Source organism: Enterococcus sp. AZ170 (genome assembly GCF_050545135.1).
GTDB lineage: Bacteria > Bacillota > Bacilli > Lactobacillales > Enterococcaceae > Enterococcus_L > Enterococcus_L ureilyticus.
Map to the genome: position 1 here is coordinate 888,828 of NZ_CP172947.1, position 25,893 is coordinate 914,720.

Sequence of the window (25,893 nt, forward strand, 5' to 3'; positions counted from 1 at the left end):
TTTTTCTATTCTACAGGTATTTTGATATAAAAAGTTGTTCCAGTTTTTTTATCACTGCTGACCTTTAGAGAAAAGTGATGTCGTTCAGCAATTTCTTTAGCAATCGCTAAGCCTAAACCAGTGCCATCTAATTGCTCTTTCGAACGAGCTTGATGGAAGCGTTGGAAAATCTCTTTTTGCTCATTTGGAGCAATATATGAACCAGGATTGTGAATACTGATAATCAACTGTTTTACTTCTAGGCCTGCTTGAATGGTAATAGTTGCTCCTATGGGAGAAAATTTAAGAGCATTTTCAATTAAAATGACAAAGAGTTGTCGAATCCGACCATAATCCCCATTGATCACAATGGGCTGATCGTCTAACTTATCTAGTTGCAATTGCTGTTGTTTTTCTACTGTTTTTAAGCGTAAACTTCGTATACTGTCAGTTAAAATATCATTGATTGAAACAGGCTCCATTGTAATACTAAATTCAGGATTTTCCAATCTAGATAGTTCCAGTAAATCATTGATCAGACCTTCTAAAACAATGGATTCAGTTAAAAGTTGTTGATGATATTGTTTGATTTTTTCTGGTTGATTGATCAATCCGTCATTCAAAGATTCAAGTGAGCCACGAATCACCGTTACAGGTGTACGTAATTCGTGAGAAATTGTGGATAAGAAATTTTTTTGTGCTTGCTCGCGATTTTCTCTCTGGAATTTGGCTTCCGCAAGTCGATCTTTTAAAATAGTTAGTTTTGCTCCTAGTTGGCCCATTTCATCTGTTGTGTCAATGTCTAATACCTCATCATAATCTTCTACAACCAGTTGCTCAGTAAAAGTGCTCATTTTATTGATAGGAGCAATAAATTTTTTTGATAATAGAATAGATAGTAGCAGTCCAATGATCCAAGCAATCAAAATACTGATGAAAAGCAAAAAGTACCCTTGATTTTCTTCTTTATGCATACTGGAGATTGCTGAATGTAAAAGTACGACTGCAAGGACGGTACCATTGTTATCTTTTATTGGTGCACCGACGGTCCCTGTTGGTGCACCGATAAAACGACTAAAAGCATCACTAGTGGCTGTTTTACCTGTATAAACTTTCTTGATAACATCTTGAGCATTATCAGGCAGCTCATTATATTCTTTCCTATGCATACCGTGCCCTACTGTGATGGTATCAGCATTTTCATCAACGATCCAAATATCATCAAGTGCTAATTGATCCATAAAAGTTAAAAAAGAAGAGTAGCCCATGCCCATTTTCATTGAAGAACCAGACCCCATCATGCCATGCATAGAAGAACTATTCTCGTCATTGCTGTTTTCTTGTTCAATAAAATAATCGCGTAAAGTATCCGCAACCACAATTGCTCGGCGCGTCATTTCTTCCGTATGGATCGTTACAGTTTGTTTAGAAAATAAAATACTGAAAGCCAGACCAATAACCAATGAAAAAAGGAATAAAGTAAGTGAGAAGTATAGAATCAGTTTTCTAGTTAGCTTATTTTTCATTTTTGCCCTCGAATTTATAGCCTTGTCCCCAAACTGTCGCAATTTCCCAAGTTGGATGAGTCACTTCATCTAATTTTGCCCGTAACCGTTTGATATGAGTATCTACTGTTCGGGCATCGCCAAAGTAATCAATGCCCCACAAGCTATCTAAAAGATTATCTCTAGAGAATACTTTTTCTTGATTGGACAAAAGAAGCCATAGGAGTTCTAATTCTCTTTTAGTCAACATAATTTCTTGCTGGTCAATCGTTACTTTTTTTTCGTCCAAGTAAACAATCAAATTATCGTAAGTTAATTGTTCCATTGTATGTTGGTTCTCTTCTGTACGCTCGATTCGTCTTAGAATCGCTCTAATTCGTGCCATGACCTCGTTAGGTGAAAAGGGTTTGACAATATAATCATCTGCTCCAATATCTAAACCCATGATTCGATGATAGTCTTCTCCTTTTGCTGTGACCATGATGATCGGTACATTTGATGTTTCGCGTATTTGTTTGCAAACACCAAAACCGTCAAGTTTTGGAAGCATAACATCTAACAAGATAAGTTCAACCGAATGACTGAAGAACGCATCTAATGCAGCTACTCCATCTGAAGCGATAATAGGTGAGAAGCCTTCCTTAATACTATATTCTTTTAAAACCTCTGTAATTTGTATATGATCATCGACGATCAAGATATTTTTCATTTGATATCCTCCTAATTGCTCCTCTTTATTATAGTCAATAATTACTAGTTTAGGGAATTTATTTTCGACACATATTTGACACAATTCTTTATTAATCTAAAGAGGAACAGCTTTGGAATATAGCTTTGTGACTTGGATGTGCTGAAGCTAAATGACATAAATAGAATGAGTAGAGGTGAAGTGGGGGAATTCTTTCTCCTTGTAGAAAAAGTGCTCTATCCGTTCTTATTTTCAGGCAGAGCTGGATGAGTTTATGACAAATTTAAAATAGGAGGAAACAAGAAATGAAAAAGAACGTAATTAGCGGTTTATTTGTTGTACTATTTACAGGCTTGGTAGGATTTACCACGGTCAGCGAGGCTTTAGAGAGTCTGGATGATAATCAGATGGACACCGTTGAGATGCGACACAAACATGGACATCAACGAGGATTTAGAGCAAAAGAAGAGCGAAAAGTAGAAGCTCGGAAAGTAACGAAAGAAGAAGTAAATGAAAGTCAAGAAAAATGGGAAAAAGGAAATAACGATTCTTATAATAGACGTGAAAGTAGCAATCACAATCGAGTGAACAACAAAAGGCAAAACCATCATGATACAAGGAAGAACTATTGTCATTAAACGACTAGAAAGATCAAAAAAATATTCCCCCATCAAATTGATAGAGGGAACACAAATCAAATTACACACAACTATAAAATACCATACTTTCTCATAATTCTCAACAATTTAAGTTTTTTTGTAAAAAAATGAGAATTGTTCTAGTTGTAAATCATAATTTGTTAAACATATCATTTTTTTGTTACAATATTAATTAAAAAATAGAGGAATACAAAGGAAAAAGAGCAAATAAAACTGAATTTTAGTTTTATTTGCTCTTTTCAATTTGAAAAAATTTATAAAATTCGTACAGCAAAATCAGGAGCATAGGAAGCAACTGTTGCAATTTGAACTACATCACCTGGAACAGGTGCATGAATATACGAACCGTCACCAGTTGAAATGCCAACATGATAAGTTCCACCGTGACTTCCCCAAAAAACTAAATCACCAGCTCGAGCTTCTGTGACCGAAATAATTGTGCCTGCAGTTTCTTGGTCAACGGTTGTTCGACCTAAAGCATGTCCGGCAGATGCGAAAGCAACTTGAACTAATCCAGAGCAATCAAAAGCATCAGGGCCAGCGGCACCATACACATAAGGTTTACCTAAATGCGTTTTAGCAGCAGCGACAACTGCAGTGCGAGTATCGGTTTGTTTTGCTTGTTCCGTTTTTTGTTTCTCTGCTTGAGTTATTTTATCTGATAATTGAGCTGCTTGTTTTTCTGTTTCAGATTGCTGTTTTGAAAGAGTATCTGTTTCTATTTTTAATGAAGTTTCCTGTTGTTTTAATTCAATCAGTTGTTCTTTTTTGATGCTCTTAGCATCCTCTTGAATGGTAGTCGGTAAAAGCTCTGTTTTAAGTTGTATCATCTGTGTATTATCAGATTTTGAAGAGTTAGAAATTCTGCCAATTGCTTCGATTTCTTCTATTTGATCAAGGGAAACTTGGATTTTCTTAATCTTTTTTTCTAAATTAGCTAATTGCTCATTTTTGTTATTTTTTTGATGAAGCAATTCTTTTTTGACCTCTTTTATTTGAGTTAACTTTTGGGTGTTTTCAGTCATGATTTGATCAGAGGCGACGGTTGTCTCGGCTGGATTTGCGAAGGCTTGTTCATTCAGTAATAGACCAGCAGATAAGGTTAAGCAACTTAGAAATAACGTAGTAATGAATTTATTTTTTTTCAAAAAAACGCTCCTTAAATTTTTGATTTTCTTTAAAGTAAACTTGTTTTTCCAAATTTATTTATTGGAAGGCCAGTTAATATTTAAACATAGCTTGTTAAAAAAGTATGTAAAAGACAGGTTAAATGTTTATTTCTTCATTTACAAAAAACGTACTTTTATTTCAGGTAAGTTGCGAACTGTAATGTAATCAATGTTTTATTTCAATAACATTTGTCTGATAATAGTTAGTTAAGTAACGAAACAAAAAAGGACAATTTGGTTAAGATTTCAGCTTGCATTTTTAGTGACTATCTTTTTTTTTCGTTTTGATTTAAAATAGTTCATACAGTGAATATCGGAGGGGATAGGCAATGAAAAAGGAAACTGTATTTGATGTAACACATCAATTGATTCTAGAAACCGCCAAAGAATTGTTTTTAACAAATGGATACAGAAACACTTCGACTCGTGATATTGCCAAAGCAGCTAATATCACACAACCTGCATTGTACTATCATTTTTCCAATAAAGAGCTTCTGTTTATTGAAATCAATAAACAAATTGGCATTCAGTTAAAAAATGAGATTGAACAAATCCAAAAAGACTCGGATACTATTGAGAATCAGCTGATCAAATGTACAAAAGCCTTGCTAACTGTTTATCATAGAGATATTTTTTCATTTATTCATCAAAGTGCCGCTGAGATGGAACAAGAAAATAAGCAGCGACTATTTTACATTTTAAATGATTATTATTTAGAACCATTACAAGTTATTTTTGAAGCAAGTCAAACACCATTAAGCAACAAAGTGTCATCAAAAAAGGCAGCTCAGTTTTATCTGATGAGCCTGTCATTGCTATTTTCAACGATTCATCAACTATCTACAGAAAAAGAACGTTCAGAGCAAATTACTGAATTGATGAATATGGTTTTACATGGTGTTTTATCTTAAAGAATTGACAGTTTTTTTATCATCTGATAAAAAAATATTGTCTAATTCTTTTTTTTATGGTAATATTTTTATCAACCGATAAAAAATGTCTTTGCTTTTTTTTGAACATTTTTTTATCAATTGATAAAAAAGAGGTGGAATCCATGTTTTTAGGTTTAGAAGAGATGAAATTTTTTAAGTTAAGGTATACTTTAGTGATTGGTGTTATCGTGTTGGTTGCTTATGTTGCGTTTATGTTATCTGGTTTAGCTAATGGTCTTGCGCAAGGAGTAAGACAAGGCGTTGATCAATGGGATGCTACAAGTATTGTGTTATCTGAAGACGCGAATAAAAGTTTGAATGCGTCAAGCTTGGTTATGGATGATTTAAACCATGTAGAAGCAAAACAAAAAGAACCACTAGGACAATTTGCAGGAGCAATAAATAAAGTTGGTCAAAATAAAGAGGCTGATAAAATCAATATTTCTCTTTTTGGTGTGAGCATGAATAGCTCGATTAGACCCAAATTAGTTGAGGGGCGATATTTTGAGAACACTGGTGAAATCATCATTCCACAAAACTTAGTAGACAAAGGAATCAAACTTGGTGATACTGTAAAAATCGGAAAATTGGACAAAGAACTGAAAGTTGTTGGTATTACAAAACAAAATAGTTTTAGCATTGTGCCTTTGATTTATACATCACTAGATCAATGGCAAGAGCTTAAATTTGGTAAAATCATTGAAGGAGACAAAGCGCCAATCAATGGGATCGTCGTTCAGACTACGCCAACGAGTGAAATCAAGCTGGAAACTGTGGATGATCATTTAGTCAAATATAAAATTGAAGAATTTATTGAAAAGTTACCTGGATATAGTGAACAGAATCTTACATTAAATGCGATGATCTATTTCTTATTTGTGATCACAGCTGCGATCATTGGAATTTTCATTTATGTGATGACATTACAAAAAACGAGTTTATTTGGCGTAATGAAGGCTCAAGGAATTTCTAATGGTTATATTATTAAATCGATCATTGCACAAACCTTTATTCTAGGGGTGATAGGGGTTGCGATTGGGGTCGTCTTGACTTTGCTGACCAATCTAATTTTACCAAGCGCAATGCCTTTTGAATTAGATAGTACGAATTTAGTGATTTATAGCATCGTGTTGATTATCGTTGCTGTATTAGGCGGTGTCTTTTCAATTCGTACAGTCACACATGTTGATCCAATGAAAGCCATAGGAGGGTAAGAGAATGAATGATATTTTATTGATGGAGGATATTCGAAAAACATTCGGTAAAGGACATGCCAAAGTTGAAGCCTTAAAAGGAATCAATTTAGGTGTTAAAGCTGGAGAATTTGTCAGTATCATTGGCCCTTCTGGATCAGGTAAGAGTACTTTTTTAACGATTGCAGGAGGGCTACAGACACCTACAACCGGCAATATCATGATCAATGGAAAAGATTTTACCCATTTAAATGAAAAGAAGCGATCAAGATTACGTTTTGAAGAGATTGGGTTTATTTTACAATCTTCTAATTTGATTCCATTTTTAACTGTGGAAAAGCAATTTACTTTAGTTGATAAAATCGAAAAGAAAAAAATAGAAACACAGCGAATCAATGAATTATTGTCTTCTTTGGATATCGCCGATCTGATCCATAAATTTCCACGTGATCTATCCGGTGGAGAACGTCAGCGAGTGGCGATCGCGCGGGCATTATTTAATGAACCGAGTCTTATATTAGCTGATGAACCAACGGCAAGTTTAGACACAGAGCATGCCTATGAAGTCGTTAAAATTTTAGCAAAAGAAGCACACGAAAAGCAAAAGGCAACGATTATGGTCACACATGATCCGAGAATGATCGAATGGAGTGACAAGGTTTATCGCATTGAAGATGGTGAATTAATCAAAGAATAATAAAAAAAGAAGGGAAATAAACAAAAAAGTTTATTTTCCTTCTTTTTAAATTTAAGTGTTCTAAAAATCAATTTTAGGTTATGATAATAGTGGAGAAAAGTAAATGGTTGGATATACATGTGGTGGGAATATAAGAAGAAGTAGAGATCAGAAAGTGAGGCAATACAATGGATAATCGGGTAGAAGTAATGACTTTCTCACAATTAAAGAAAATTGTGGCAGAGTTAGAAGCAAATGATGCCATCCATGATGCTACAAAAGTATTTATTGATACAGGGTGGGATAGTGTTCAAGAAGTTGAACCAAATGCTTTTCATGTAGAAGAAGTTGCAGAATTTAAGGTGCAAGATGAATTGACAAAAGACTTTTATGTTGGCTATACATTGAGTGAAAAAGCAGAACGAATGCAGGCACAAGGGCAATCAGAAATGGCTGTTATTATTCGAAATTTATATTAGAAGTTCATTGAGCTTATAGGATAGTTAGTTAAGTAAGGGGTTTCCTTTTTAAAGTATACACACTATTTCTTTTTTGATAGTAATTATGTGAATAATTACGATATCATGGGAAATAAACATTAGGAAGGTGGTGTTTCTTTTGACAAATAAAATTCCATTTCCAAAAAACTATGAACGGTTTATTGAGCTGGGACAGGAAGCCGCAAAACAAGGAGATTTAGTTGAAGCTGTTGGTTACTACGAACAAGCTTATGCAATTCGACAAGACTTTCCGTTAAATCTAGTGTTGGTAAATATGTACTTAGAAATAGATGAAAATGATCAGGCATTATCTTTAGCTTCAGAAATGAAAGAACATTATTTCGCTTATTTAGATTATATGGAGTTGTATATCCAAATCCTGATCCAAAATCATATGTTTATTCAGGCACATAGTATTATCAACGAGCGAATTTTGATGGAGCAAAGCGGTGAAATGAGAAAATTAATTTCTTTAAAGAAGAAAATTCGGCATGTGGAACTGATGTATCAGCAATTTGAAGTGAGTAAAATCAAAGAATTAAAAGAAGAATTGCTTCATCTAAATACCCATAACCATTATGAACAATTAGCAATCGTCAAAAAAGCTGGCCAACTTCCCCAAGATGAATTTATTGCGATTGGAAAGAAAATTCTGCTGGATGATCAGGTACATAATTTAGTTCGATCATGGATCTTGGAAGAGCTTGTCAGTCTTCATGTAAAAGAAGAAGTTGAGTTTTTGTGGAGAGATAACAAGAAATACACAGTTATCCCAGCAGCTGTCGGTATGCCATTGGATTGCGCAGCCTATCAAAGGATTCTATTATTTTTAGAAAAAGAATTGATCAATGATGATCCCATTTTACTAGTAGATATCATGGAGGAAATCAGGCTGCATTTTGCATTATTGTATCCTTTAGCTGATGAAATCATTGAAGAACCTCGACTGTGGGCGATTAGTTACATTATTTCCTATAATCATTCGATTGCACAAAAATATCAGATAGATGAAAAACGTACAGAAATAGAAAAAATCCAGAAAATCCAAAGTAAGATTCGTTTTGAACTGGAGACGATGATTTTATAAGAATTGACAAAAGAGAAAGCGCCCACCAAAAGATAGCTTGATACCCTAGCTTTTAGCGGGCGTTTTTTATGTGGATAATAAGTGGGAAAATTATTTTCTTGGTGTACGATTGATAATTAATAATAACAGAAACGAGAGCAAGAAATATAAGAGTATTCCTCCTTGGATCAAAGTAATAACTAAAAATAACACTTGATAATCAATAGCACTAAATTGATTAAAATAATGTGTGAAGATAACTTCTGTAAGAGCTAAAAAGAGCGAAATAACTAGTAGCCTTGTGTGACGCTGACTCAATATTATCAACTACCTAACTAATATATTTTCCAAAAAAACTATAATAACACACAAAACCGGCATTTATTTATCAAATTTTATATAAAATTGATAGATAAATGAGAAAAGGGAGAGAGGCAACAATAATTTAGCTCTAATGAAAAAAGTTTATAAAAAAAAACACTACACTATTGTAGTGCACCGGTTAGAACTACTACGATAATCTCGCGAAAACAGGTCTACATCTGCCTGTAAACTATGCTATAATGCTACATGTAGTAGGAAACTAGTAGTCAAAAAAGATGCGCCCTGAGGGAATCGAACCCCCGTCTCAAGAACCGGAATCTTACGTGATATCCACTACACTAAGGGCGCAAGCACGTCTACTAGTTTAGCTGATATTTTGATAAATTACAAGGGGGAGGACCAAGAAATTGAAATTCGAACAACATTTATCACAACAACAAAAACAAGTCCAAAAACTTGCAATGACACAACAATTACAACAATCGATACAGATTTTACAATACAATTCAGAAGAGCTTTTTGCATACATAGAATCTAAGTCATTGGAAAACCCTTTGATCGATATACAAACAGAGACAAACTATGGAGATTTTCCAAGTTCTAGTAGTCGAACTTATACAAATGAAGAAAATAATTATTTAAATCAAATTCCTGACGATCACACCTCGCTTTTTGAATATTTGATCGATCAAATCCACTTAAATTATCGTGATACTTATTTACGTACTTTAGTATTATTTCTAGTTGAATCTATTGATTTAAATGGTTATTTGATGATTGATTTAGATGAAGCCTGTTTAAAAACAGGCGCAAAATCAATTGAGATGTTGGATGCTTTGACATTGATCCAACAATTAGATCCGGCTGGTGTCGGTGCAAGAGACTTACGTGAATGTTTGATGTTGCAGGTTGAACGAGATGATAATGCACCTGAATTGGCTTATATTGTGATTGAGGAGGAATTTGATCATTTAGCTAATCGCAAGTGGGGTCTGATTGCTAAAAAATTTGATGTCAGTTTATCAGAGATTCAATTGATTTTTGATTATATTCAGACCTTGACACCTGCGCCAGGAAGTATTTTTGAATCCACTTCTGGATTGTATATCCGCCCTGATTTAACCATACGAATCAAAGACAGGCAGCTTACTGTGATTTCAAACAAAGCGGGTACGCCCACGATCCAGTTCCAACAAACCTATTTTGAACGAATGCAAGCAACGGATGATAAAGAGGTTCAAGAATACATCAAGGAAAAGAAAAATGAATTCGAATGGTTAGAAAAAACAATCATGCAACGTGGCGATACGATTTTAAGAGTTGGAACAGAGATCGTCCAGCGTCAACAGGAATTCTTTTTAAAAGAAGATCGACCGCTAAAACCGATGACTTTAAAAGAGATTGCTGAAGCGTTAAACATCCACGAATCCACAGTCAGTCGGACAGTTAATGGTAAATATTTGGAAACAGAATTTGGTGTATTTGAGCTTCGTTCATTTTTTTCTAATGGATTGTCAAATGACAGTACTGGAGAAGAAACTTCAACGAGTAGTATAAAAAAACAATTACAGACGTTAGTTGATAATGAGAATAAAGCTAAACCATTTTCTGACCAGAAATTGGTGGACTTGCTAAAAGAACATGGGATAGAAATTTCGCGTCGAACGGTTACAAAGTATCGGGAAGCTTTGGGAATACCTGCTTCATCTAAGCGAAAGAGATATGATGATTGAAAATTAAGTGTATAACAAAAAAGTGTCTAGCTCTTAGAAAAAGAGCGGACACTTTTTAGTCCATTCAGAAATTGAAAACTAGGGTTGCCAAATCAAATGTTCAGAAGGTAGCCCATCTTCAATCCCTTGCCAAACAGAAACAAACGCATGTTTTTCTAATAAATGTTTCGAAGCACTATTTTTAGGATCAATAATGGCGTAAACAGTGAATTGAGATAGAGATCTTGAGCGTTTTATCCAGTCTAGAAAATGTGCAATCACAAGAGTTGCATACCCTTTCCCCCATTTTTCAGGTAGTATCATATACCCAATTTCGATTTTATCTTCGTCATCCCAAGATAATTTGCCAAAGCCGATATAGGTTTCTTGATCAAAAATTTTGTAATAACCTGTTTGGTCATGATGAGTAGCATTATAGTGTAGAATTTTTTTGAAGTTATCAACAACTTCAGTTTCCGATTCAGCTTTTTCAGTAATGTAGCGCATAACACGAATGTCTTGAGTAAGAATAGAATAGAGTATCTGATCATTTTTTTGATAGAATTCGAATGTTAGTTTTTTGTTATTCGACATCAGTTGATTGTCACCTCCAAAGGAATTATTTATTTTTATTATATTCGTTTTTTTACAAAGATTGAATGACTATCTGTTTATGTTCGAAGTAGACGGATTGAATCAGAAGAGGGGGCGCTATCAACAAGTTAAGAGGACAGCAAAAAACTGTACCCCCAGACTACTTGAAAATACAGCTTCTATAGTAAGCCACCTGACGGATTCGAACCGTCGACCCCCACCTTACCATGGTGGTGCTCTACCAGCTGAGCTAAGGCGGCATATTATTATGTAATACAGATAACAGATTACCGTAGATGCTGAAGTTTGTCAATAAATTTCCGCTTAAATCAGAAGATTAAAAAATTGTGAATTGTTATATAATAAACGCTTGATCTTGACGAACAGCTCTCAAATGTTATTAACAGGATTTAGAATCTATTGGTAAACTAAAATGAAAGGGAGAAAATAAATATGTTTATTGTTTGGGGTAGTCGAGGTTTTGAAAAGGATTTAGGGGATACGGTGATTCAATGTGATTGTAGCCCTTGTAATAACGAAGTAGTCATGCAGGGAAAACAAATCGGGCGTAAATTTACGTTATTTTGGATCCCACTTTTCACTACATCATCTGGTCATTATTTGTTGTGTCCAATTTGTGGATACGGGAAAGAATTATCAAAGGAAGTCTTAGAACAGTACTTGGTAAATACAGCTGAAACAATTACTGAGTAAAAAATAAAAAAATGTTTGACATCGATTTTATTTTCCAGTAGAATACAATGTAACAACAAATGAATATTCGTCCGTTGAAGAGAAGAGTAAATTTGGATGTGCTTTATTAGAGAGTCTCGGTAGGTGAAAAGAGATAAGTGCAAAAGGATTGAAGATGGCCTCATGAGGATATGCTGTTGATACGTAAGCAGCTTCGGGAAAGCACCCGTTATCAAAGCGACAAGTTGTAAGACTTGGTCTAAGAAAAGTAATTTTTTTACTTTAAAACAAAGGTGGTACCGCGATTATTCGCCCTTTACTAGCATAAGCTGGTAGAGGGCTTTTTACATGTTCAACATCTAATTACATAGCAATTAGATGTTGAACAGTACAAGACTGACGAAGGAAGTGTTGATCCTTCAAATAATTAAATAAACAAAGCAATGAGATGGAAAGTACAGATGAAACGATATCTAACAGAGAGCTTGAGCAGCTGAAAACAAGCGGTAAACGAAATCTGGAAAATGGCCATTGAGCAGCGCTTCGAATGAATGATTCATAAGACAACGACGGATGCACCCGTTACCGTGCTAGAGTATAATCGATCAGTGATCGCCGTACTTGACGAGGATATTTATGTGAATAAATATCAAATAGAGGTGGTAGCACGCAAAAGCGTCCTCAAATGTATAATTTAATACATTTGAGGACGCTTTTTTCTTTTATAAATAAAGTAATGGAGGGAAGAGACATGAAGAAAAAGTTAGTTGGAGTTTTGTTGATCATAACAGGGATCATCGGCATTACGGCATGTGGAAATAACGATCAGGGTGTATCAGAAAAAAAAGAAAGCAAAGTTATCCGAGTCGGGACATCACCAGGGCCTTATAGTGAATTATTTCTAGAGGCAGTCAAACCGATTTTAGAAAAAGAGGGTTATCAAATAGAACAAACAGAGTTTACAGAACTAATTCAAGCAGATGTGGCTTTAACAGAGGGAGCAATTGATTTAAATGTTGATCAACATACAGCGTATTTGAATAATTTTAATGAGAATAAAGCAGCTCACTTAGTCGGGATTACATCAATTCCAACTGTTCCAGCGGGACTATTTCCAGGTAGGAAAACCAATTTAGAGGAGGTAAAAGAACAAGATAAAATCGGGATTCCTGATGATGCCTCAAATACTGCACGAGCATTCAATCTCTTAGAAAAAGCGGGGTGGATCAAATTAAAAGAAGGCGTTGATCCAGTTAAAGCAACAAAAGAAGACATTGAAAGTAACCCAAAAAATTTAGAACTGATTCAAATGTCATCAGCGCAGATCCCCCGAAGTTTAGCAGATTTAGATTACGCAGTGATTCCTGGAAGCATTGTTTATAGCGCCAAACTTGAACCTAATGACAGCTTACTTTCAGAAGATGTCTTAAAAGAGTATGAACTGGTTGCAACGGTAGATGAAAAGAATTCAGAGAGTGCCTGGGCCAAGGACGTTGTGAAAGCTTATCATTCAGACACATTTAAAAATTATTTAAAGGAACATAACCAAGGAAACTACTGGTTTATTCCAAAAGAATTATAGGAGGTGCAAAAATGATTGAATTAAAAAATATCGATGTCACATTTTATCAAAAAAAACAACAAATTAATGCGGTACAAGATGTTTCCTTAACGATTGAAAAAGAGGATGTCTTTGGGATTGTAGGGTATTCAGGAGCAGGTAAGAGCACTTTAGTTCGTGTGATCAATTTACTTCAACGACCAACAGCTGGTGAAGTTTTAATTAATAAAAAGAATATTCTTCACTTTTCACCGAAAGAACTCCGAACACAGCGTAAAAAAATTGGGATGATTTTCCAACATTTTAATTTAATGAAGGAACGAACAATCTTCGCCAATGTAGACTTTTCACTAAAATATTCTGGATTATCAAAGGAACAACGCAAAGAAAAAATCGAACGTTTGCTTGATCTAGTAGGACTGTCCGATAAAAAGGATGCTTATCCGAGTCAGTTATCCGGTGGACAGAAACAGCGAGTAGCGATTGCTAGAGCCTTAGCCAACGATCCAGAAATCTTATTATGTGACGAAGCGACCAGTGCGCTTGATCCAAAAACTACGATCCAGATTCTAGAGTTATTAAAAAAATTAAATAAAGAACTAGGCTTAACAATCGTTTTGATCACCCATGAAATGCAAGTAGTGAAGGAAATTTGCAACAAAGTAGCTGTGATGGAAGCAGGACAGGTGATTGAGCAAAATGATATTGTGTCGATTTTCAGTCAGCCTAAAGAAGCCTTGACGAAGGACTTTATTCGAACTGCGACACATATTGATCAAGCGTTGGAAACGATTATTCAGCATCCTAGTTTAACGAATTTAAGTGGAAATGAAGTGTTGGTAGAATTCTCGTATGTGGGAGAACAAACAAGTGAGCCTTTGATTGCGCAACTTTACAGCAAATACCATGTTGTGACGAATATCCTATATGGCAATGTAGAAATTTTACAGCAAGTTCCTATTGGAAATCTGATTGTGATTCTTTTGGGAGAGGAGAACCAACGGGAGAGGGCGTTAGACTTTTTACAAAGACAAGGTGTGAAAATCAAAGTCCTGAAAGATTACGAGGGAACAAAAAATATCGTACCGTTACAAGTTATCTAAAGTAAAGAAAAGGAGTGCCAATTATGCAGACATTTTTACAAAATTATTTTCCAAATGTGCTATTACTAAAACAAGAATTTATCGATAGTACGATTGAAACATTATATATGGTCTTTTGGACAGCAGTTATTGCTGGAATCTTAGGTACGTTACTTGGCGTTGTTCTAGTTGCAACAGGTCCTGAAGGAATTTTAGCCAATCGCTTTATTTATAATATTTTAGAAAAAATCATTAATGTATGCCGATCCATTCCTTTTATCATCATGCTGGCATTGATTCAGCCGCTCACTCGTTTTTTAACAGGAACAACGATTGGGACAACGGCTGCTTTAGTGCCGCTGGTGATAGGAGTGATTCCATTTTTTGCAAGACAGATTGAGAATGCTTTATTAGAAGTTGATTCAGGTGTGATCGAAGCAGCTGAGTCAATGGGAACTAGTCCATTGGGCATTATTTTTAGGGTTTATTTAGTTGAAGGGCTGCCAAGTATTATCCGTGTTTCATCCGTTACAATCATTAATTTAATTGGGCTGACGGCAATGGCTGGAGCAATTGGAGCGGGCGGTTTAGGAAATTTAGCCATCACCAGAGGCTACAATCGATTCCAAACGGATGTGACAATTGTAGCAACATTGATCATTTTAGTTTTAGTTTTTGCTAGTCAGTTTATCAGTAATACATTGATCAAAAAAACATCTCATTAAAATAATAAGTGGAAAGAGGAAATAGAATGAAAAAAACAATTAAAATTATCGGATTAGCTTTAACGATTGGATTTATCTTAGCTGGATGTTCTGCTGGGAGTGCTAAAAGTGAGAAGAGTGAAGTCGTGAAACTAGGTGTAGTTGGGGCCAATAATGAAGTTTTAGAATCAGTAAAAGAACGTTTGAAAGATGAGGGAATTGATCTTCAGCTTGTCGAATTTTCCGATTATACACAACCAAATGCTGCCTTAGCGGAAAAAGAAATTGATTTGAATTCATTCCAACACCAAATTTTCTTGGATAACTATAACAAAGAACATAAAACAGCGCTTGTTTCGATTGGAAATACAGTCAGTGCGCCGTTAGGGATCTATTCTTCTAAAATAAAAGACATCAAAGAATTAAAAAATGGTGCTGAAATCGCCATCCCAAATGATGCAACAAATGGTGGACGCGCGTTATTACTATTACAAAGTGCTGGTTTAATCAAGGTTGATCCAGCTAAAAAACAAACACCAACAGTCAATGATGTGACAGAAAATAAATTGAATCTAAAAATCACAGAATTAGATGCTTCTCAAACTGCTCGAGCACTTCAAGATATTGATGCTTCTGTTATTAATAGCGGAATGGCCGTAGATGCTGGTTTTGTTCCAACTAAAGATGCGATTTTCCTAGAACCAGTTGATGAAACATCTAAACCATACGTCAATATCATTGTTGCCCGTAAAGAAGATGAAGACAATAAAACGTACAATAAAGTGATCGATACCTATCAACAAGAAGAAACAAAGAAAGTCATCGAAGAAACGTCAAAAGGGTCAAGTATTCCAGCTTGGGAAACATTTGGCAGAAAATAAGAGGAGGATAAATAAATGACTGTAGTAACAAAACAATCGATCAAAGCAGAAATTCAAGAAAATTCAGACAATGTGATTGCGCTAAGACGTCATTTTCATCAATATCCAGAAGCCAGTTTAAAAGAGTTTGAAACGATCAAACGAATCAAAGAAGAGCTTGAAAAATTAGCGATTCCTTATGAAGCAGTTGGTGAAACTGGCGCTTTGGCAACCATCACTGGTAAAAAAGGAACTGGAAAAACGATTCTTTTAAGAGCGGATATTGATGCCTTAGAATTAGAAGATGCTACTGGGAAAAACTATCAATCAAAAAATCCTGGGTTGAATCATGCTTGTGGACATGATGGTCATGCAGCTGCGTTATTAGGTGCAGCTAAAGTGTTGAAAAATCATGAGGAAGACTTTAGTGGAAGCATCAAATTAGCGTTTCAGCCAGCAGAAGAAATTGGCGCAGGTGCTTGTCAATTTGTAGAGGGTGGTTTTGTTGAAAATGTCGATCAAGTTTTTGGCATTCATTTAGATTCCAGCATTCCTGTAGGAAAACTAGTGGCCACCAAAGGAGCGACGAATGCATCTTGTGATATTTTCAAAATTGAAGTTGAGGGGTTAAGTAGTCATGTTGCACAGCCGAATGTTGGGCGAGATGCAGTGTTAGCCGCTGCAAGTATTGTCGTAGAACTTCAAAAAATTGCGGCTAGAGAAGTCAGTCCTCTAGATCCAGTGGTGGTTGGTATTGGCGTACTTGATGCAGGTACTCGCTATAATATTGTAGCGAATCATGCAAGAATCGAAGGAACTGTACGAGCATTTAGCCATGAAACGCGAGCGTTTGTTTTGAAACGTGTAGAAGAAATTTCTGAACAAGTCGCTGAAGCTCATCGAACTAAAATTGCTTCTTTTCATATTCATGATGCGGCAGGTCCGTTGATCAATGATGATACAGCAACCGAATTAGCGCAAGAAGTAGCGGCAGAAATCGTTGGGCGGGACAACGTCGTAACGGATCACATCAAAAGCTTAGGAGCAGATGATTTCGCTGATTTTTTGCTAAAAGCTCCAGGTGTTTATGGTCGTGTTGGGACTCGAAATCTGGATAATCTTGATACACAGTATGGTCATCACCACGAAAAATTTGATATTGATGAAGCAGGACTAGCGTTGGCAACAGAATTTCATGTACATTATGCGTTAACCTATTTAAATGCTTAGAATAGTCGTTTGAAAAAGAATGAGTATTGAAGGGTAATATACTTCAGCACTTATTCTTTTTAATTTCTACTTAGTAAGGTTGTAGAGGTTGATTATACTAAATAAAAATGGAGGATGAAAAATGGATTGTACATTTCAAACGGATGCAGGGCGATTTAATTATCGCGTCGGAGCCATTATCACAAGTGATTTAGGTTTATTAGTTGTATCAAATTCAAAGGAACCATATTTCTATTCAGTTGGTGGACGGGTGAAGCTTCATGAAACAGCTGATGAAGCGATTGAAAGAGAAGTTTTTGAAGAAACTGGGAAAAGAATTAAACAGAAAAAACTAGGTTTTTTTCATGAAAATTTTTTTACATCTGCATTGACTAACGAGCGCTACCATGAACTTTGTCTGTATTATTATATAGAACTTTCCGATAAACTGGTTTCCTCTTCTTCGCGGAATGAATTTGGTGCCCAAGAACAGCTGCTTTGGTTATCCTTGGGGGAGTTGCAAGATGCAGATATCCGACCTGCCTTTTTAAAAAAAATAACAAATGAAAAAAAAGAATCGGTACAACATCTTATTCAAAAAAAGTAGAATCTTTGCTTTTCAAACCAATTATGGTAAACTATTTTTGTAAAGAAAGGTGATTAAGAATGTTTGTTCTTTCCGATAAATTTGTAAAAAGAATCAGCTCCCGACAGTTGAATGTGATGAAGCATTGTTGTGGAGCCTAATAAAATGAACGCTTCATCGTTTAAGAAGAATACTGAATTTTTTTAGACTAGTTGCTAGTCTTATTTAGTATTTTTTTGGCGATGGATGATGATTTTTTATAGCGCTGATTGAAGGACAACGTGTTTTATACGTTGTCCTTTGTTGAGAGCAGAACAAGGGATAAGATAGGGAAGCCTATTTGGTCGCTTGTTTTTTTGTATCAAACTGAAAAGAACAAATTGATTTTAAACGTATAAAACAGTTGTCTAAGACAAGTTTAACTATCGAATAAATAGCACTTAAGACAATTTACAATGAATCAAGAAATAGAAATGAGGAAAAGCAAATGAGCATATTAACAATTGAAGATTTAACCCAACGCTTTGGTGAAAAGATTCTTTATGAAGAAGCATCTTTGCGAGTCAATAAAGGGGATCATATGGGACTTACTGGTCAAAATGGGGTTGGAAAATCAACATTAGTCAAAATTTTAACTGGTGAAATTTTAGCAGATGATGGCACGATCACTTGGCAAAATAATACTAAAATTGGTTATTTAGATCAATATGTGGAAGTGATTGGAAATAGTACGATCAATGAATTTTTACAGCAAGCTTATCAACCATTGTATGAAATAGAAACGAAAATCAATCAACTATATACAAAATTTGGTGAAACTGGGGAGGAGAAGTTACTAGAACGAGCTGGGAATTTTCAAACACAGCTAGATGAAAGTGATTTTTATCAAAGGGATACAATCATCAATGATCTTGCTAATGGCTTGGGGATTGAAGCAATCGGGTTAAATCGACCGATGAATGAATTAAGTGGAGGTCAACGATCAAAAGTGATTTTGGCGAAACTGCTGTTAGAAGAACCAGATGTCTTACTTTTAGATGAACCAACAAATTATTTAGATGATACTCATATCGAATGGTTGATCAATTATTTAAATAGCTTTACTGGCACATTTATTTTAGTTTCTCACGACTATCATTTTTTAAATGCTGTCACTAATTGTATCTGTGATATTGAATTTGGTAAATTAACAAAATATACAGGAAATGTTGAAAAATCATTTGCTCAAAAAGAGCAGAACAAAGAAAGTTATTTGAAACAATATCATGCACAACAAGCGAAAATTGAAAAAGCCGAAGCGTATATTCGTAAATACAAAGCGGGAAATCGCGCAACGATGGCTAAAAGTCGTCAGAAGCAATTAGATCGAGTGGAACGATTGGCACCACCTGGAAGTTTGATGAAACCGCAAATCCAGTTTCCTTACCAGTCGATTGTCGCAAGTTTAGCTTTAGTGACAAATGAGTTGGTGATCGGTTACAGTGAACCACTATTAGCCCCAATCAATTTATCCATTCATAGTGGTGAAAAAGTTGCAATCAAAGGCTTTAATGGTATTGGAAAATCCACATTGATCAAAACGTTAACTGGGAAAATCAATGCCATCAGTGGCGAATATCAATATCCTGCCAATACTAAAATTGCGTATTTCTCCCAAGAGTTGACGTGGGACAATGATTATTTAACACCACTCGCTTATCTAAGCGATCGTTTTCCTAAAAAGACCGTTAAAGAAATACGTACCTATCTGGCAAAATGCGGCTTACCTGATAAATTAGTGAATCAACCGTTACGCTTATTAAGTGGAGGAGAACAAACAAAGGTAAAATTAAGTGAACTGACAATGGAGAGCAGCAATCTTATCTTCTTAGATGAGCCGACGAATCATATTGATGCTGCAGCGAAAGACAGTTTGCGACAAGCAATTCAGCATTTTCAAGGAACAATCGTAATCGTTTCTCACGAAGAGGAGTTTTATATAGATATCACCGATCGTGTGATTAATATTGAAGACATGATACAATAGAAAATGTGGAGTTGACAGGGGATAACCATGCCAACTCCACATTTTCTATTTCATCAAGCCATCGTGAATATTATCTAAATTCCATTTCATCATAGCATAATAACTGTCACCGTCATCCCCTTTTTTGGCGATAGAATCGGTAAAAATCGTATTGTAAATTGGTAAATTTGTTTCTTTTGAAACACGTTCCATACTTCGTTTATCAACACTTGTTTCCACAAATAATGCTGGAACTTTCGTCTTATTGATTTGGTCAATGACTTGCTTCATCTGATCAGGTGTCCCCTGGCTCTCTGTATTGATCTCCCAGATATAAGCGGCAGTCAATCCGTATGCTTTGGAGAAATATTTAAATGCCCCTTCACTAGTAACCAATAGTTTTTGATCTTCTGGAATATCAGCGAATTTTTCCTTAGCTTCTTTATCTAAGGTTGAAAGTTTTTCAATATATTCCTTGGCGTTGATTTCATAAGTTTCTTTATTTTTAGGATCTTTTTCACTCAACGTGTCTCTGATTGCTTCAACGTAAAGTATGCCGTTTTGAATATCTAACCAAGCGTGAGGATCTTGCTCATTTTCTTTGCCAGCACTTGTTAAGTACATCGGATCGACCTTTTTACTTACTGAAAAGTAGTCTTGGTCTTCCTTTTTCTTGGCGGTTTCCATCAATTTTTTAAACCAACCGTTGCCGCCTGTTTCCAGATTTAAGCCGTTGAAGAATAACACATCAGCTTCAGATGCTTTGGCAACATCTTCTGGTAAAGGCTCATATTCATGAGGGTCTGTTCCCACTGGCACAATACTGTGTAAATTAACCAAATCTTTCCCCACATTATCTACCATGTCAGCAAGAATCGAATTCGTTGCTACAACGTTGATTTTCTCTTTATCAGACGTATCGGCAGTGTTAGATTGACAAGCAGCTAGTAAAAATAAACTAGCTAAAGCAGCAATTAAAAGTATTTTTTTTCTCATAGTGTAGATTCCTCCGTTTTCTGTTTATTGACAAAAAATAGTCCTTTTTTTGGTGAAAATAGAAAAGCTAAAATGAAAAATGCAGCAGCAGTTAAAACAATCGTAGCACCTGATGCTAAATTATAAGAATAGCTAAAGAATAAACCAATGATCGAACTTAATATGCCAAAAGTTGAAGCTAAAGCAATCATTGTCGGCAAATGATTCGTCAACAGATAAGCTGTTGCTGCAGGAGTGATCAACATGGCAATTACTAAGATCGTGCCGACTGTTTGTAAAGATGATACAGCGACTAAGGTTAACAAAAACATCAATGCGTAATGGAAAAACTGAACATTCAGTCCATAAGCCTGTGCCATCGTTGGATCAAAAGAGGTAATTTGCAGCTCTTTATAGAAAAGACTGACAAAAATCAAGACGACGATTCCAACAATCACAGTAATCAAAATATCAGAATCTCGAACGGCTAAGACATTTCCGAAAAGAATATGATAAAGGTCAGTGGAACTCTTGGCAAAGGAAATCATGATGATTCCTAAGGCAAAAAAGGAACTAAAAACAACCCCGATTGCCGTATCATTTTTCAACTGACTTTTTTGAGTAATGAAACCGATCAATAAAGCAGCTAAGATACCAAAAATCGTCGCACCGAAAATATAATTGACACCAAACATATAAGAAGCTGCGACTCCAGGTAATACCGCATGAGAAATCGCATCCCCCATCAAGGACATTCCGCGTAAAACGATAAATGAACCAATAATTCCTGAAACAAGACCAACAATGATCGAAGTGATCAAAGCGTTTTGTAAAAATTGGTAACGAACCAAACCATCAATAAAATTTGCTATCATGCATCAGCCACTCCTTTGATAATAATATCGCCCATTGTGTCACCGTAGGCTAGTTGAATGTTCTTGTTTGTAAAAGTTGCTGTAACAGGTCCATTTGCAATCAGTTTTTTCTTTAAAAGGATCACCTCATCAAAATAATGTGCAACTTTGTGAAGATCATGATGAACGATCAAAATGGTTTTTCCTGCTTCCTTTAATTGTTTTAAAATATCCATGATCACCTTCTCGCTTGTCATATCGATTCCTACGAAGGGTTCATCTAAAACAATGATATCAGCTTCTTGAGCAAGAACACGAGCAATGAAGACACGCTGTAATTGTCCGCCAGATAATTCACCGATCTGCCGCTTGGCAAAGTCTTCAAGTTGTACGGTTCTAAGTGCAGTTAAAGCTTGTTCTTTTTCTTCCTTTTTCGGCCGTTTCAGAAGTCCGAGTTTTGGATACGTACCTAGAAGTACAACTTCTAACACATTGATTGGAAAAGAAAGATCGAGTACGCTACGTTGTTCAACGTAAGCAATCCGTTTTTTTTGAGTGTCGATCGGCCGCTCACCAGCTAACACCGTTCGAGTATCTGTTTTGATCAATCCTAGCATTCCTTTTAGAAATGTTGATTTTCCAGCACCATTTGGACCGATAATACCAGTAATTTTTCCAGCAGGAATCTGTAAAGAAATATCGGTTAAAGCTTGTTGACCTTGATAGCTAACCGTTAAATGATTGATTGTAAGATTATTGTTAGTTATAGACATGTAAAAACCTCCTTTTTAGGTTTGCCTTAAAATTAGTATAAGATAAACTTAAATTAAAATCAATCTATATTTTAGGTTTGCCTAAAAAAATAAAAAATCTAGCGGTCAGACCGACCGCTAGATTTTTTATTTAGGTTATTTAGTTTTCATAAGAGCCCAATAAATCAAAAATTGTTTTACCCAAAAGAGTGTTACTATGATTTTTAGGGTATTGATTGGTAAGCAAAATCACAGCATCTTGTTTGTCTTTTGAAAAATAGACATTGGGCTCAAATCCTTCTTCAATTCCATGGGCACGAATATAATTTTTGTAGTTATACATTCCGCCAGCAAATTTGCTCAATGTTTCTGAGGTCCAAAATGAATCAACGGTTTCTTTGTCAATAATATTTCCTGATAAAAAATTAGAAAAAAATAAATACAGATCACCCGTGGTCATAGCAATACTACCTGTTCCAATTTCTTGCTTGAATACTAATGGTTTATCGGCGATTTCAGTTCCATAATCTTTGCCAGAAACATTTTCATAAGCAACGGTTCGGTCCTTTGAATGTAAAAAATCATTGTAAGAAAGAGTGTGAAATAATTGTAATTTTTGAATATAGGTTTGATTAAATGATTTCTGGTACGACACTCCAGTTAGTTGTTCCAAAATACCCACCAAAATGTAGTAGTTGATTGCATCATACTTAAACTGACCATAAGTCCCCATTGCAGCATTGGCAATGCCAAATTGTAAAAATGCCTCATCAGACATCATAAGACTCGGTTTTTCTTTTTGATACAATCCTGAATTCATTGAAAGTAATTGACGAATGGTTATTTTTTCACTTTCTTGTATTGTTGGATAAAAACGATCTAACGTTTCATCTAATGAAAGTTTTCCTGCTTGTACTTGTTGTAGAATCAATGACGCTGTCAACGCTTTTTGGATGGAACCAATTTGAAAGAGGGATTGAGGCGTATTGACCTGTTTTTTAGCAAAATTGGCATAACCAAAGCCTTTTTGGAGGATAATCTGACCGTCATGTACAACTAAAGCTGTTCCTATAAAAGAATTGTCTTCAAGTTGTTGGTTGATTTGCTGCGCTAAATCAGAAGTAGGTTGAACCTCTTGATTAAAATTACTTGCAATTTGAGCATCTTGAGTCCGATCAATAGCGGATTGCGTCGTTTCAAGTGTTTCTTTTTTTGTAGCGGGCGCAGTATCATGAGGGGTAAATAGCAGGTATCCTTCTAATCCAATAAGTACGAATAACAGGATCGTAACCATTGCGGGTATCCAAGGATTATTTTTTTTATGCTGCTTTTTGTGATGCATAGGTTATTCACCTCCAAGTATTCTTTATTTTTGCTCACTTATTATTGAAAAGCAAGAGCATTCATAGCGATTTAACGAACACTTTTGTAAGGAGGATTTTCTTCTTTGAAAAGTCGATAAAATTTCAATTATTTATCACAAGAAAGAAAAAGATCCATGATTTTTTACTGAATCAATGGTAAAATAGAAATTGAAGTTTTTAACTGAAAGAATAGAAAAATATCGAGATCACGGAGGAAATCATGACCCAAAAATACCAGGATAAAACATTACGAATCTTTAGTTTGAATGCTAATCGTCCTTTAGCAGAAAAAATTGCTGAAGTTGTCGGGACTGAACTCGGAAAAAGTACGGTGCGTCAATTTAGTGATGGAGAAATTCAAATCAACATTGAAGAGAGTATTCGTGGGGACCATGTTTTTCTTGTTCAATCGACCAATTTGCCTGTTAATGATAATTTAATGGAATTATTGATCATGATTGATGCATTAAAACGAGCTAGCGCTAAAACAATTAACGTGGTATTGCCTTACTATGGGTATGCTAGACAAGATCGAACAGCGAAACCAAGAGAACCGATCACAGCGAAATTGGTAGCTAATTTATTAGAAGAAGCAGGTGCAACGCGTGTCTTGACCTTAGATTTACATACTGTTCAAGTCCAAGGATTCTTTGACATTCCAGTGGATAATTTATTCACAATGCCGTTGTTTGCACATAATTATCGCCAGCAGCAATTAACGGGAGAAGAGATTGTCGTTGTTTCTCCTAAAAATAGCGGTGTACAGCGAGCTAGAAGCTTGTCAGAGTATTTAGATGCAACCTTAGCGATCATTGATCAAGAGGAAGTTGATGGTGTACGTTCAGGGTATGTTATTGGTGAAGTTAAAGGGAAAACCTGTATTTTAGTAGACGACATTTTAAATTCTGGTAGTACGATGGCAACGGCTGCAGAGATTTTAGAAGAAAACGGCGCTAAGAGAATCTATGCTTGTGCTTCTCATGGGCTATTGTCTAAAGGCGCAAAAGAGACACTAGATGCTGCCCCAATCGAACAAATTTGTGTAACGGATTCTGTATTTATTTCAGAAGACCGCAAACCAAATGCCTTAACGATTGTTTCTTGTGCAGAGCTTATGGGAGAAGCAGTGAAACGAATTCATGAAAATACACCAATGAGTCCACTGTTTCGTTTAGAAGAGAAATAATAACGACCTGTTTAAATGATGAAAGAAGTTCAGTTATTGTTTTAAGCTGAACTTCTTTTTATTCATTCTTTTAATTCGGAAAGAAAAAGAGAAAGGGGCTGCTAGATGAAAGAGCAAAAAAAAGGTGTTCTATTAGGGTTTATTGCCTATGTATTTTGGGGGATCATCCCGATTTATTGGAAGTTGCTGCCAACCGTCGAGCCATTAGATATTTTATGTTATCGAATTATTTGGTCATTTTTATTTATGATTGTCTATATTTTGATCACGAAAAAGTGGTCATTGTTTTTAGCCGAAGTTAAAATGGTACTACAGGATAAGAAAAAATTATTTGCTATTATTTGTGCCGCTATTTTAATTTCAGTCAATTGGTTTACCTTTATTTATACAGTTAGCCAAGGACATGTGACACAAGCTAGTCTAGGATATTATATGAATCCACTGGTGAATGTATTACTGGCAACACTGATTTTGAAGGAAAAATTAAATCGTTCAGGAATGATTGCTTGTAGTTTAGCTTTGACAGGTGTCGTTTTATTAACCATTCAAACTGGAGAGATTCCCGTTGCCCCACTTGTCATGGCTGTAACCTTTAGTTTTTATGGCCTGATCAAAAAAGGTGTGACGGTTAGTTCATATACTGGGTTAACAATTGAGACGTTTGTTATTTTACCTGTCGCAATGATTTATTTACTATTCTTTTCACAACAAGGATTTATGAATTATGAGGCAACAACTAATTTATTATTAGTTGGCGCAGGTATTGTTACAGCAATTCCATTATTGCTTTTTGCAGAAGCAGCAAAACAAATCTCTTATATTATTTTAGGATTCATTCAGTATGTTGGCCCCACATTAATGTTGCTATCTGCTCTCTTTTTATACCATGAGCCTTACTCAGCAGAACAATTTATCGCATTTGGTTTTATTTGGCTAGCGATCGCAGTCTTTACGTATGGCAATATCTATACATATCGTAAAGAAAAGCGTTTTGCAAAGGGAAGTTGAGAAGAAGCAATCTTTGAGGAACAATCTTAGTTATGGTACACTAATCCCATTAAAAAT

General features: G+C 35.4%; 25 protein-coding genes, 2 tRNA genes and 2 other annotated features. Of the genes, 17 read left to right on the forward strand and 10 right to left on the reverse strand.

The features are described from left to right. Nucleotides 1-5 precede the first annotated feature (5 nt). Together IGJ55_RS04310 and IGJ55_RS04315 are read right to left on the reverse strand one after the other, a co-directional pair. Complete coding sequence (locus IGJ55_RS04310; RefSeq protein ID WP_429950411.1) at nucleotides 6-1,505, reverse strand: HAMP domain-containing sensor histidine kinase; 1,500 nt, start codon at nucleotides 1,503-1,505, stop codon at nucleotides 6-8. Continuing rightward, on the reverse strand, nucleotides 1,495-2,193 hold the full coding sequence (locus IGJ55_RS04315) for a response regulator transcription factor (RefSeq protein WP_069640541.1): 699 nt from the start codon (nucleotides 2,191-2,193) through the stop codon (nucleotides 1,495-1,497). Before IGJ55_RS04315 ends, IGJ55_RS04310 begins: the two co-directional genes overlap by 11 nt. Nucleotides 2,194-2,477: 284 nt before the next feature. Between IGJ55_RS04315 and IGJ55_RS04320 the strand changes: the two genes are divergently transcribed. Then, nucleotides 2,478-2,810, forward strand: a complete 333-nt coding sequence (locus IGJ55_RS04320) for a hypothetical protein (protein ID WP_430607432.1) — start codon at nucleotides 2,478-2,480, stop codon at nucleotides 2,808-2,810. Between the two features lie 275 nt (nucleotides 2,811-3,085). Here IGJ55_RS04320 and IGJ55_RS04325 read toward each other — a convergent pair whose 3' ends face one another. Next, complete coding sequence (locus tag IGJ55_RS04325; protein ID WP_430607435.1) at nucleotides 3,086-3,979, reverse strand: NlpC/P60 family protein; 894 nt, start codon at nucleotides 3,977-3,979, stop codon at nucleotides 3,086-3,088. A gap of 350 nt (nucleotides 3,980-4,329) precedes the next feature. Here IGJ55_RS04325 and IGJ55_RS04330 point away from each other — a divergent pair, with 350 nt between their 5' ends. The 5 genes from IGJ55_RS04330 to IGJ55_RS04350 all read left to right on the forward strand — a co-directional run bounded on the left by IGJ55_RS04330 (nucleotide 4,330) and on the right by IGJ55_RS04350 (nucleotide 8,388). After that, on the forward strand, nucleotides 4,330-4,911 hold the full coding sequence (locus tag IGJ55_RS04330) for a TetR/AcrR family transcriptional regulator (protein ID WP_430607437.1): 582 nt from the start codon (nucleotides 4,330-4,332) through the stop codon (nucleotides 4,909-4,911). Nucleotides 4,912-5,054: 143 nt separating this feature from the next. Further along, the gene (locus tag IGJ55_RS04335) at nucleotides 5,055-6,146 is read left to right on the forward strand and encodes an ABC transporter permease (protein WP_430607440.1); all 1,092 of its coding nucleotides are present in this window, start codon (nucleotides 5,055-5,057) and stop codon (nucleotides 6,144-6,146) included. 4 nt (nucleotides 6,147-6,150) lie between these two features. Further along, a complete protein-coding gene (locus IGJ55_RS04340) occupies nucleotides 6,151-6,822 on the forward strand; it encodes an ABC transporter ATP-binding protein (protein WP_069640546.1) in 672 nt (223 codons plus the stop codon). Between the two features lie 167 nt (nucleotides 6,823-6,989). Next, a complete protein-coding gene (locus IGJ55_RS04345) occupies nucleotides 6,990-7,280 on the forward strand; it encodes a hypothetical protein (RefSeq protein WP_429950421.1) in 291 nt (96 codons plus the stop codon). Nucleotides 7,281-7,410: 130 nt separating this feature from the next. Further along, on the forward strand, nucleotides 7,411-8,388 hold the full coding sequence (locus IGJ55_RS04350; RefSeq protein WP_240604503.1) for a hypothetical protein: 978 nt from the start codon (nucleotides 7,411-7,413) through the stop codon (nucleotides 8,386-8,388). Nucleotides 8,389-8,967: 579 nt separating this feature from the next. Here IGJ55_RS04350 and IGJ55_RS04355 read toward each other — a convergent pair. Continuing rightward, nucleotides 8,968-9,039 (reverse strand) — tRNA-Arg (locus IGJ55_RS04355). A gap of 59 nt (nucleotides 9,040-9,098) precedes the next feature. Here IGJ55_RS04355 and rpoN point away from each other — a divergent pair. After that, nucleotides 9,099-10,424, forward strand: coding sequence for an RNA polymerase factor sigma-54 (gene rpoN / locus IGJ55_RS04360; RefSeq protein ID WP_430607445.1), 1,326 nt, complete (start codon nucleotides 9,099-9,101; stop codon nucleotides 10,422-10,424). 78 nt (nucleotides 10,425-10,502) lie between these two features. Here rpoN and IGJ55_RS04365 read toward each other — a convergent pair whose 3' ends face one another. Together IGJ55_RS04365 and IGJ55_RS04370 are read right to left on the reverse strand one after the other, a co-directional pair. Further along, nucleotides 10,503-10,997: a GNAT family N-acetyltransferase gene (locus tag IGJ55_RS04365; RefSeq protein WP_429950425.1), complete on the reverse strand. Its 495-nt coding sequence runs from the start codon at nucleotides 10,995-10,997 to the stop codon at nucleotides 10,503-10,505. A 187-nt stretch (nucleotides 10,998-11,184) separates the two neighbouring features. Beyond that, a tRNA-Thr gene (locus IGJ55_RS04370) sits at nucleotides 11,185-11,257 on the reverse strand. 193 nt (nucleotides 11,258-11,450) lie between these two features. Between IGJ55_RS04370 and IGJ55_RS04375 the strand changes: the two genes are divergently transcribed. The 8 genes from IGJ55_RS04375 (at nucleotide 11,451) to IGJ55_RS04410 (ending at nucleotide 19,718) form a co-directional block, all read left to right on the forward strand. After that, nucleotides 11,451-11,711, forward strand: a complete 261-nt coding sequence (locus IGJ55_RS04375) for a zinc-ribbon domain-containing protein (RefSeq protein WP_429950427.1) — start codon at nucleotides 11,451-11,453, stop codon at nucleotides 11,709-11,711. Nucleotides 11,712-11,776: 65 nt separating this feature from the next. After that, nucleotides 11,777-12,010, forward strand: a binding site (T-box leader). 114 nt (nucleotides 12,011-12,124) lie between these two features. Continuing rightward, nucleotides 12,125-12,376, forward strand: a binding site (T-box leader). 65 nt (nucleotides 12,377-12,441) lie between these two features. Beyond that, nucleotides 12,442-13,272 (forward strand): MetQ/NlpA family ABC transporter substrate-binding protein, encoded by an 831-nt coding sequence (locus IGJ55_RS04380; protein WP_069640551.1) that lies wholly within the window; start codon nucleotides 12,442-12,444, stop codon nucleotides 13,270-13,272. Nucleotides 13,273-13,283: 11 nt separating this feature from the next. After that, the gene (locus IGJ55_RS04385; RefSeq protein WP_429950429.1) at nucleotides 13,284-14,354 is read left to right on the forward strand and encodes a methionine ABC transporter ATP-binding protein; all 1,071 of its coding nucleotides are present in this window, start codon (nucleotides 13,284-13,286) and stop codon (nucleotides 14,352-14,354) included. A gap of 23 nt (nucleotides 14,355-14,377) precedes the next feature. Further along, the gene (locus IGJ55_RS04390) at nucleotides 14,378-15,058 is read left to right on the forward strand and encodes a methionine ABC transporter permease (protein ID WP_069640553.1); all 681 of its coding nucleotides are present in this window, start codon (nucleotides 14,378-14,380) and stop codon (nucleotides 15,056-15,058) included. 26 nt (nucleotides 15,059-15,084) lie between these two features. Continuing rightward, nucleotides 15,085-15,918, forward strand: coding sequence for a MetQ/NlpA family ABC transporter substrate-binding protein (locus IGJ55_RS04395; protein WP_069640554.1), 834 nt, complete (start codon nucleotides 15,085-15,087; stop codon nucleotides 15,916-15,918). 15 nt (nucleotides 15,919-15,933) lie between these two features. Continuing rightward, complete coding sequence (locus tag IGJ55_RS04400) at nucleotides 15,934-17,127, forward strand: amidohydrolase (RefSeq protein WP_429950433.1); 1,194 nt, start codon at nucleotides 15,934-15,936, stop codon at nucleotides 17,125-17,127. 121 nt (nucleotides 17,128-17,248) lie between these two features. Further along, nucleotides 17,249-17,713: an NUDIX hydrolase gene (locus IGJ55_RS04405; protein ID WP_429950435.1), complete on the forward strand. Its 465-nt coding sequence runs from the start codon at nucleotides 17,249-17,251 to the stop codon at nucleotides 17,711-17,713. Nucleotides 17,714-18,179: 466 nt separating this feature from the next. Then, the gene (locus tag IGJ55_RS04410; RefSeq protein WP_430607454.1) at nucleotides 18,180-19,718 is read left to right on the forward strand and encodes an ABC-F family ATP-binding cassette domain-containing protein; all 1,539 of its coding nucleotides are present in this window, start codon (nucleotides 18,180-18,182) and stop codon (nucleotides 19,716-19,718) included. Between the two features lie 45 nt (nucleotides 19,719-19,763). Here IGJ55_RS04410 and IGJ55_RS04415 read toward each other — a convergent pair whose 3' ends face one another. The 4 genes from IGJ55_RS04415 to IGJ55_RS04430 form a co-directional block, all read right to left on the reverse strand. Continuing rightward, nucleotides 19,764-20,693, reverse strand: a complete 930-nt coding sequence (locus tag IGJ55_RS04415) for a metal ABC transporter substrate-binding protein (RefSeq protein ID WP_069640557.1) — start codon at nucleotides 20,691-20,693, stop codon at nucleotides 19,764-19,766. Beyond that, nucleotides 20,690-21,547, reverse strand: coding sequence for a metal ABC transporter permease (locus IGJ55_RS04420; RefSeq protein ID WP_069640558.1), 858 nt, complete (start codon nucleotides 21,545-21,547; stop codon nucleotides 20,690-20,692). Before IGJ55_RS04420 ends, IGJ55_RS04415 begins: the two co-directional genes overlap by 4 nt. Next, nucleotides 21,544-22,299 (reverse strand): metal ABC transporter ATP-binding protein, encoded by a 756-nt coding sequence (locus tag IGJ55_RS04425; RefSeq protein WP_430607458.1) that lies wholly within the window; start codon nucleotides 22,297-22,299, stop codon nucleotides 21,544-21,546. The genes IGJ55_RS04420 and IGJ55_RS04425 overlap by 4 nt, the downstream gene beginning before the upstream one ends. 139 nt (nucleotides 22,300-22,438) lie before the next feature. Continuing rightward, nucleotides 22,439-23,620 carry a serine hydrolase domain-containing protein gene (locus IGJ55_RS04430; protein WP_207120506.1) on the reverse strand — a complete coding sequence of 394 codons (1,182 nt, stop codon included), beginning with the start codon at nucleotides 23,618-23,620 and terminating at the stop codon, nucleotides 22,439-22,441. A 242-nt stretch (nucleotides 23,621-23,862) separates the two neighbouring features. Between IGJ55_RS04430 and IGJ55_RS04435 the strand changes: the two genes are divergently transcribed. Both IGJ55_RS04435 and rarD read left to right on the forward strand, forming a co-directional pair. After that, a complete protein-coding gene (locus tag IGJ55_RS04435; protein ID WP_207120507.1) occupies nucleotides 23,863-24,828 on the forward strand; it encodes a ribose-phosphate diphosphokinase in 966 nt (321 codons plus the stop codon). Nucleotides 24,829-24,933: 105 nt separating this feature from the next. Further along, nucleotides 24,934-25,836, forward strand: coding sequence for an EamA family transporter RarD (rarD, locus tag IGJ55_RS04440; RefSeq protein WP_430607462.1), 903 nt, complete (start codon nucleotides 24,934-24,936; stop codon nucleotides 25,834-25,836). Nucleotides 25,837-25,893: the final 57 nt, after the last annotated feature.

Excerpts from the sequence above, each read along its gene's own strand:
- IGJ55_RS04395 (WP_069640554.1), top strand. The coding sequence starts at position 15,085 with ATGAAAAAAACAATTAAAATTATCGGATTAGCTTTAACGATTGGATTT.
- rarD (WP_430607462.1), top strand. The coding sequence starts at position 24,934 with ATGAAAGAGCAAAAAAAAGGTGTTCTATTAGGGTTTATTGCCTATGTA.
- IGJ55_RS04380 (WP_069640551.1), top strand. The coding sequence starts at position 12,442 with ATGAAGAAAAAGTTAGTTGGAGTTTTGTTGATCATAACAGGGATCATC.
- IGJ55_RS04375 (WP_429950427.1), top strand. The coding sequence starts at position 11,451 with ATGTTTATTGTTTGGGGTAGTCGAGGTTTTGAAAAGGATTTAGGGGAT.
- IGJ55_RS04385 (WP_429950429.1), top strand. The coding sequence starts at position 13,284 with ATGATTGAATTAAAAAATATCGATGTCACATTTTATCAAAAAAAACAA.
- IGJ55_RS04365 (WP_429950425.1), bottom strand. The coding sequence starts at position 10,997 with ATGTCGAATAACAAAAAACTAACATTCGAATTCTATCAAAAAAATGAT.
- IGJ55_RS04390 (WP_069640553.1), top strand. The coding sequence starts at position 14,378 with ATGCAGACATTTTTACAAAATTATTTTCCAAATGTGCTATTACTAAAA.
- IGJ55_RS04340 (WP_069640546.1), top strand. The coding sequence starts at position 6,151 with ATGAATGATATTTTATTGATGGAGGATATTCGAAAAACATTCGGTAAA.
- IGJ55_RS04320 (WP_430607432.1), top strand. The coding sequence starts at position 2,478 with ATGAAAAAGAACGTAATTAGCGGTTTATTTGTTGTACTATTTACAGGC.
- IGJ55_RS04420 (WP_069640558.1), bottom strand. The coding sequence starts at position 21,547 with ATGATAGCAAATTTTATTGATGGTTTGGTTCGTTACCAATTTTTACAA.
- IGJ55_RS04430 (WP_207120506.1), bottom strand. The coding sequence starts at position 23,620 with ATGCATCACAAAAAGCAGCATAAAAAAAATAATCCTTGGATACCCGCA.
- IGJ55_RS04425 (WP_430607458.1), bottom strand. The coding sequence starts at position 22,299 with ATGTCTATAACTAACAATAATCTTACAATCAATCATTTAACGGTTAGC.
- IGJ55_RS04435 (WP_207120507.1), top strand. The coding sequence starts at position 23,863 with ATGACCCAAAAATACCAGGATAAAACATTACGAATCTTTAGTTTGAAT.
- IGJ55_RS04345 (WP_429950421.1), top strand. The coding sequence starts at position 6,990 with ATGGATAATCGGGTAGAAGTAATGACTTTCTCACAATTAAAGAAAATT.
- IGJ55_RS04400 (WP_429950433.1), top strand. The coding sequence starts at position 15,934 with ATGACTGTAGTAACAAAACAATCGATCAAAGCAGAAATTCAAGAAAAT.
- IGJ55_RS04405 (WP_429950435.1), top strand. The coding sequence starts at position 17,249 with ATGGATTGTACATTTCAAACGGATGCAGGGCGATTTAATTATCGCGTC.
- IGJ55_RS04415 (WP_069640557.1), bottom strand. The coding sequence starts at position 20,693 with ATGAGAAAAAAAATACTTTTAATTGCTGCTTTAGCTAGTTTATTTTTA.
- IGJ55_RS04335 (WP_430607440.1), top strand. The coding sequence starts at position 5,055 with ATGTTTTTAGGTTTAGAAGAGATGAAATTTTTTAAGTTAAGGTATACT.
- IGJ55_RS04330 (WP_430607437.1), top strand. The coding sequence starts at position 4,330 with ATGAAAAAGGAAACTGTATTTGATGTAACACATCAATTGATTCTAGAA.
- IGJ55_RS04410 (WP_430607454.1), top strand. The coding sequence starts at position 18,180 with ATGAGCATATTAACAATTGAAGATTTAACCCAACGCTTTGGTGAAAAG.
- IGJ55_RS04315 (WP_069640541.1), bottom strand. The coding sequence starts at position 2,193 with ATGAAAAATATCTTGATCGTCGATGATCATATACAAATTACAGAGGTT.
- IGJ55_RS04310 (WP_429950411.1), bottom strand. The coding sequence starts at position 1,505 with ATGAAAAATAAGCTAACTAGAAAACTGATTCTATACTTCTCACTTACT.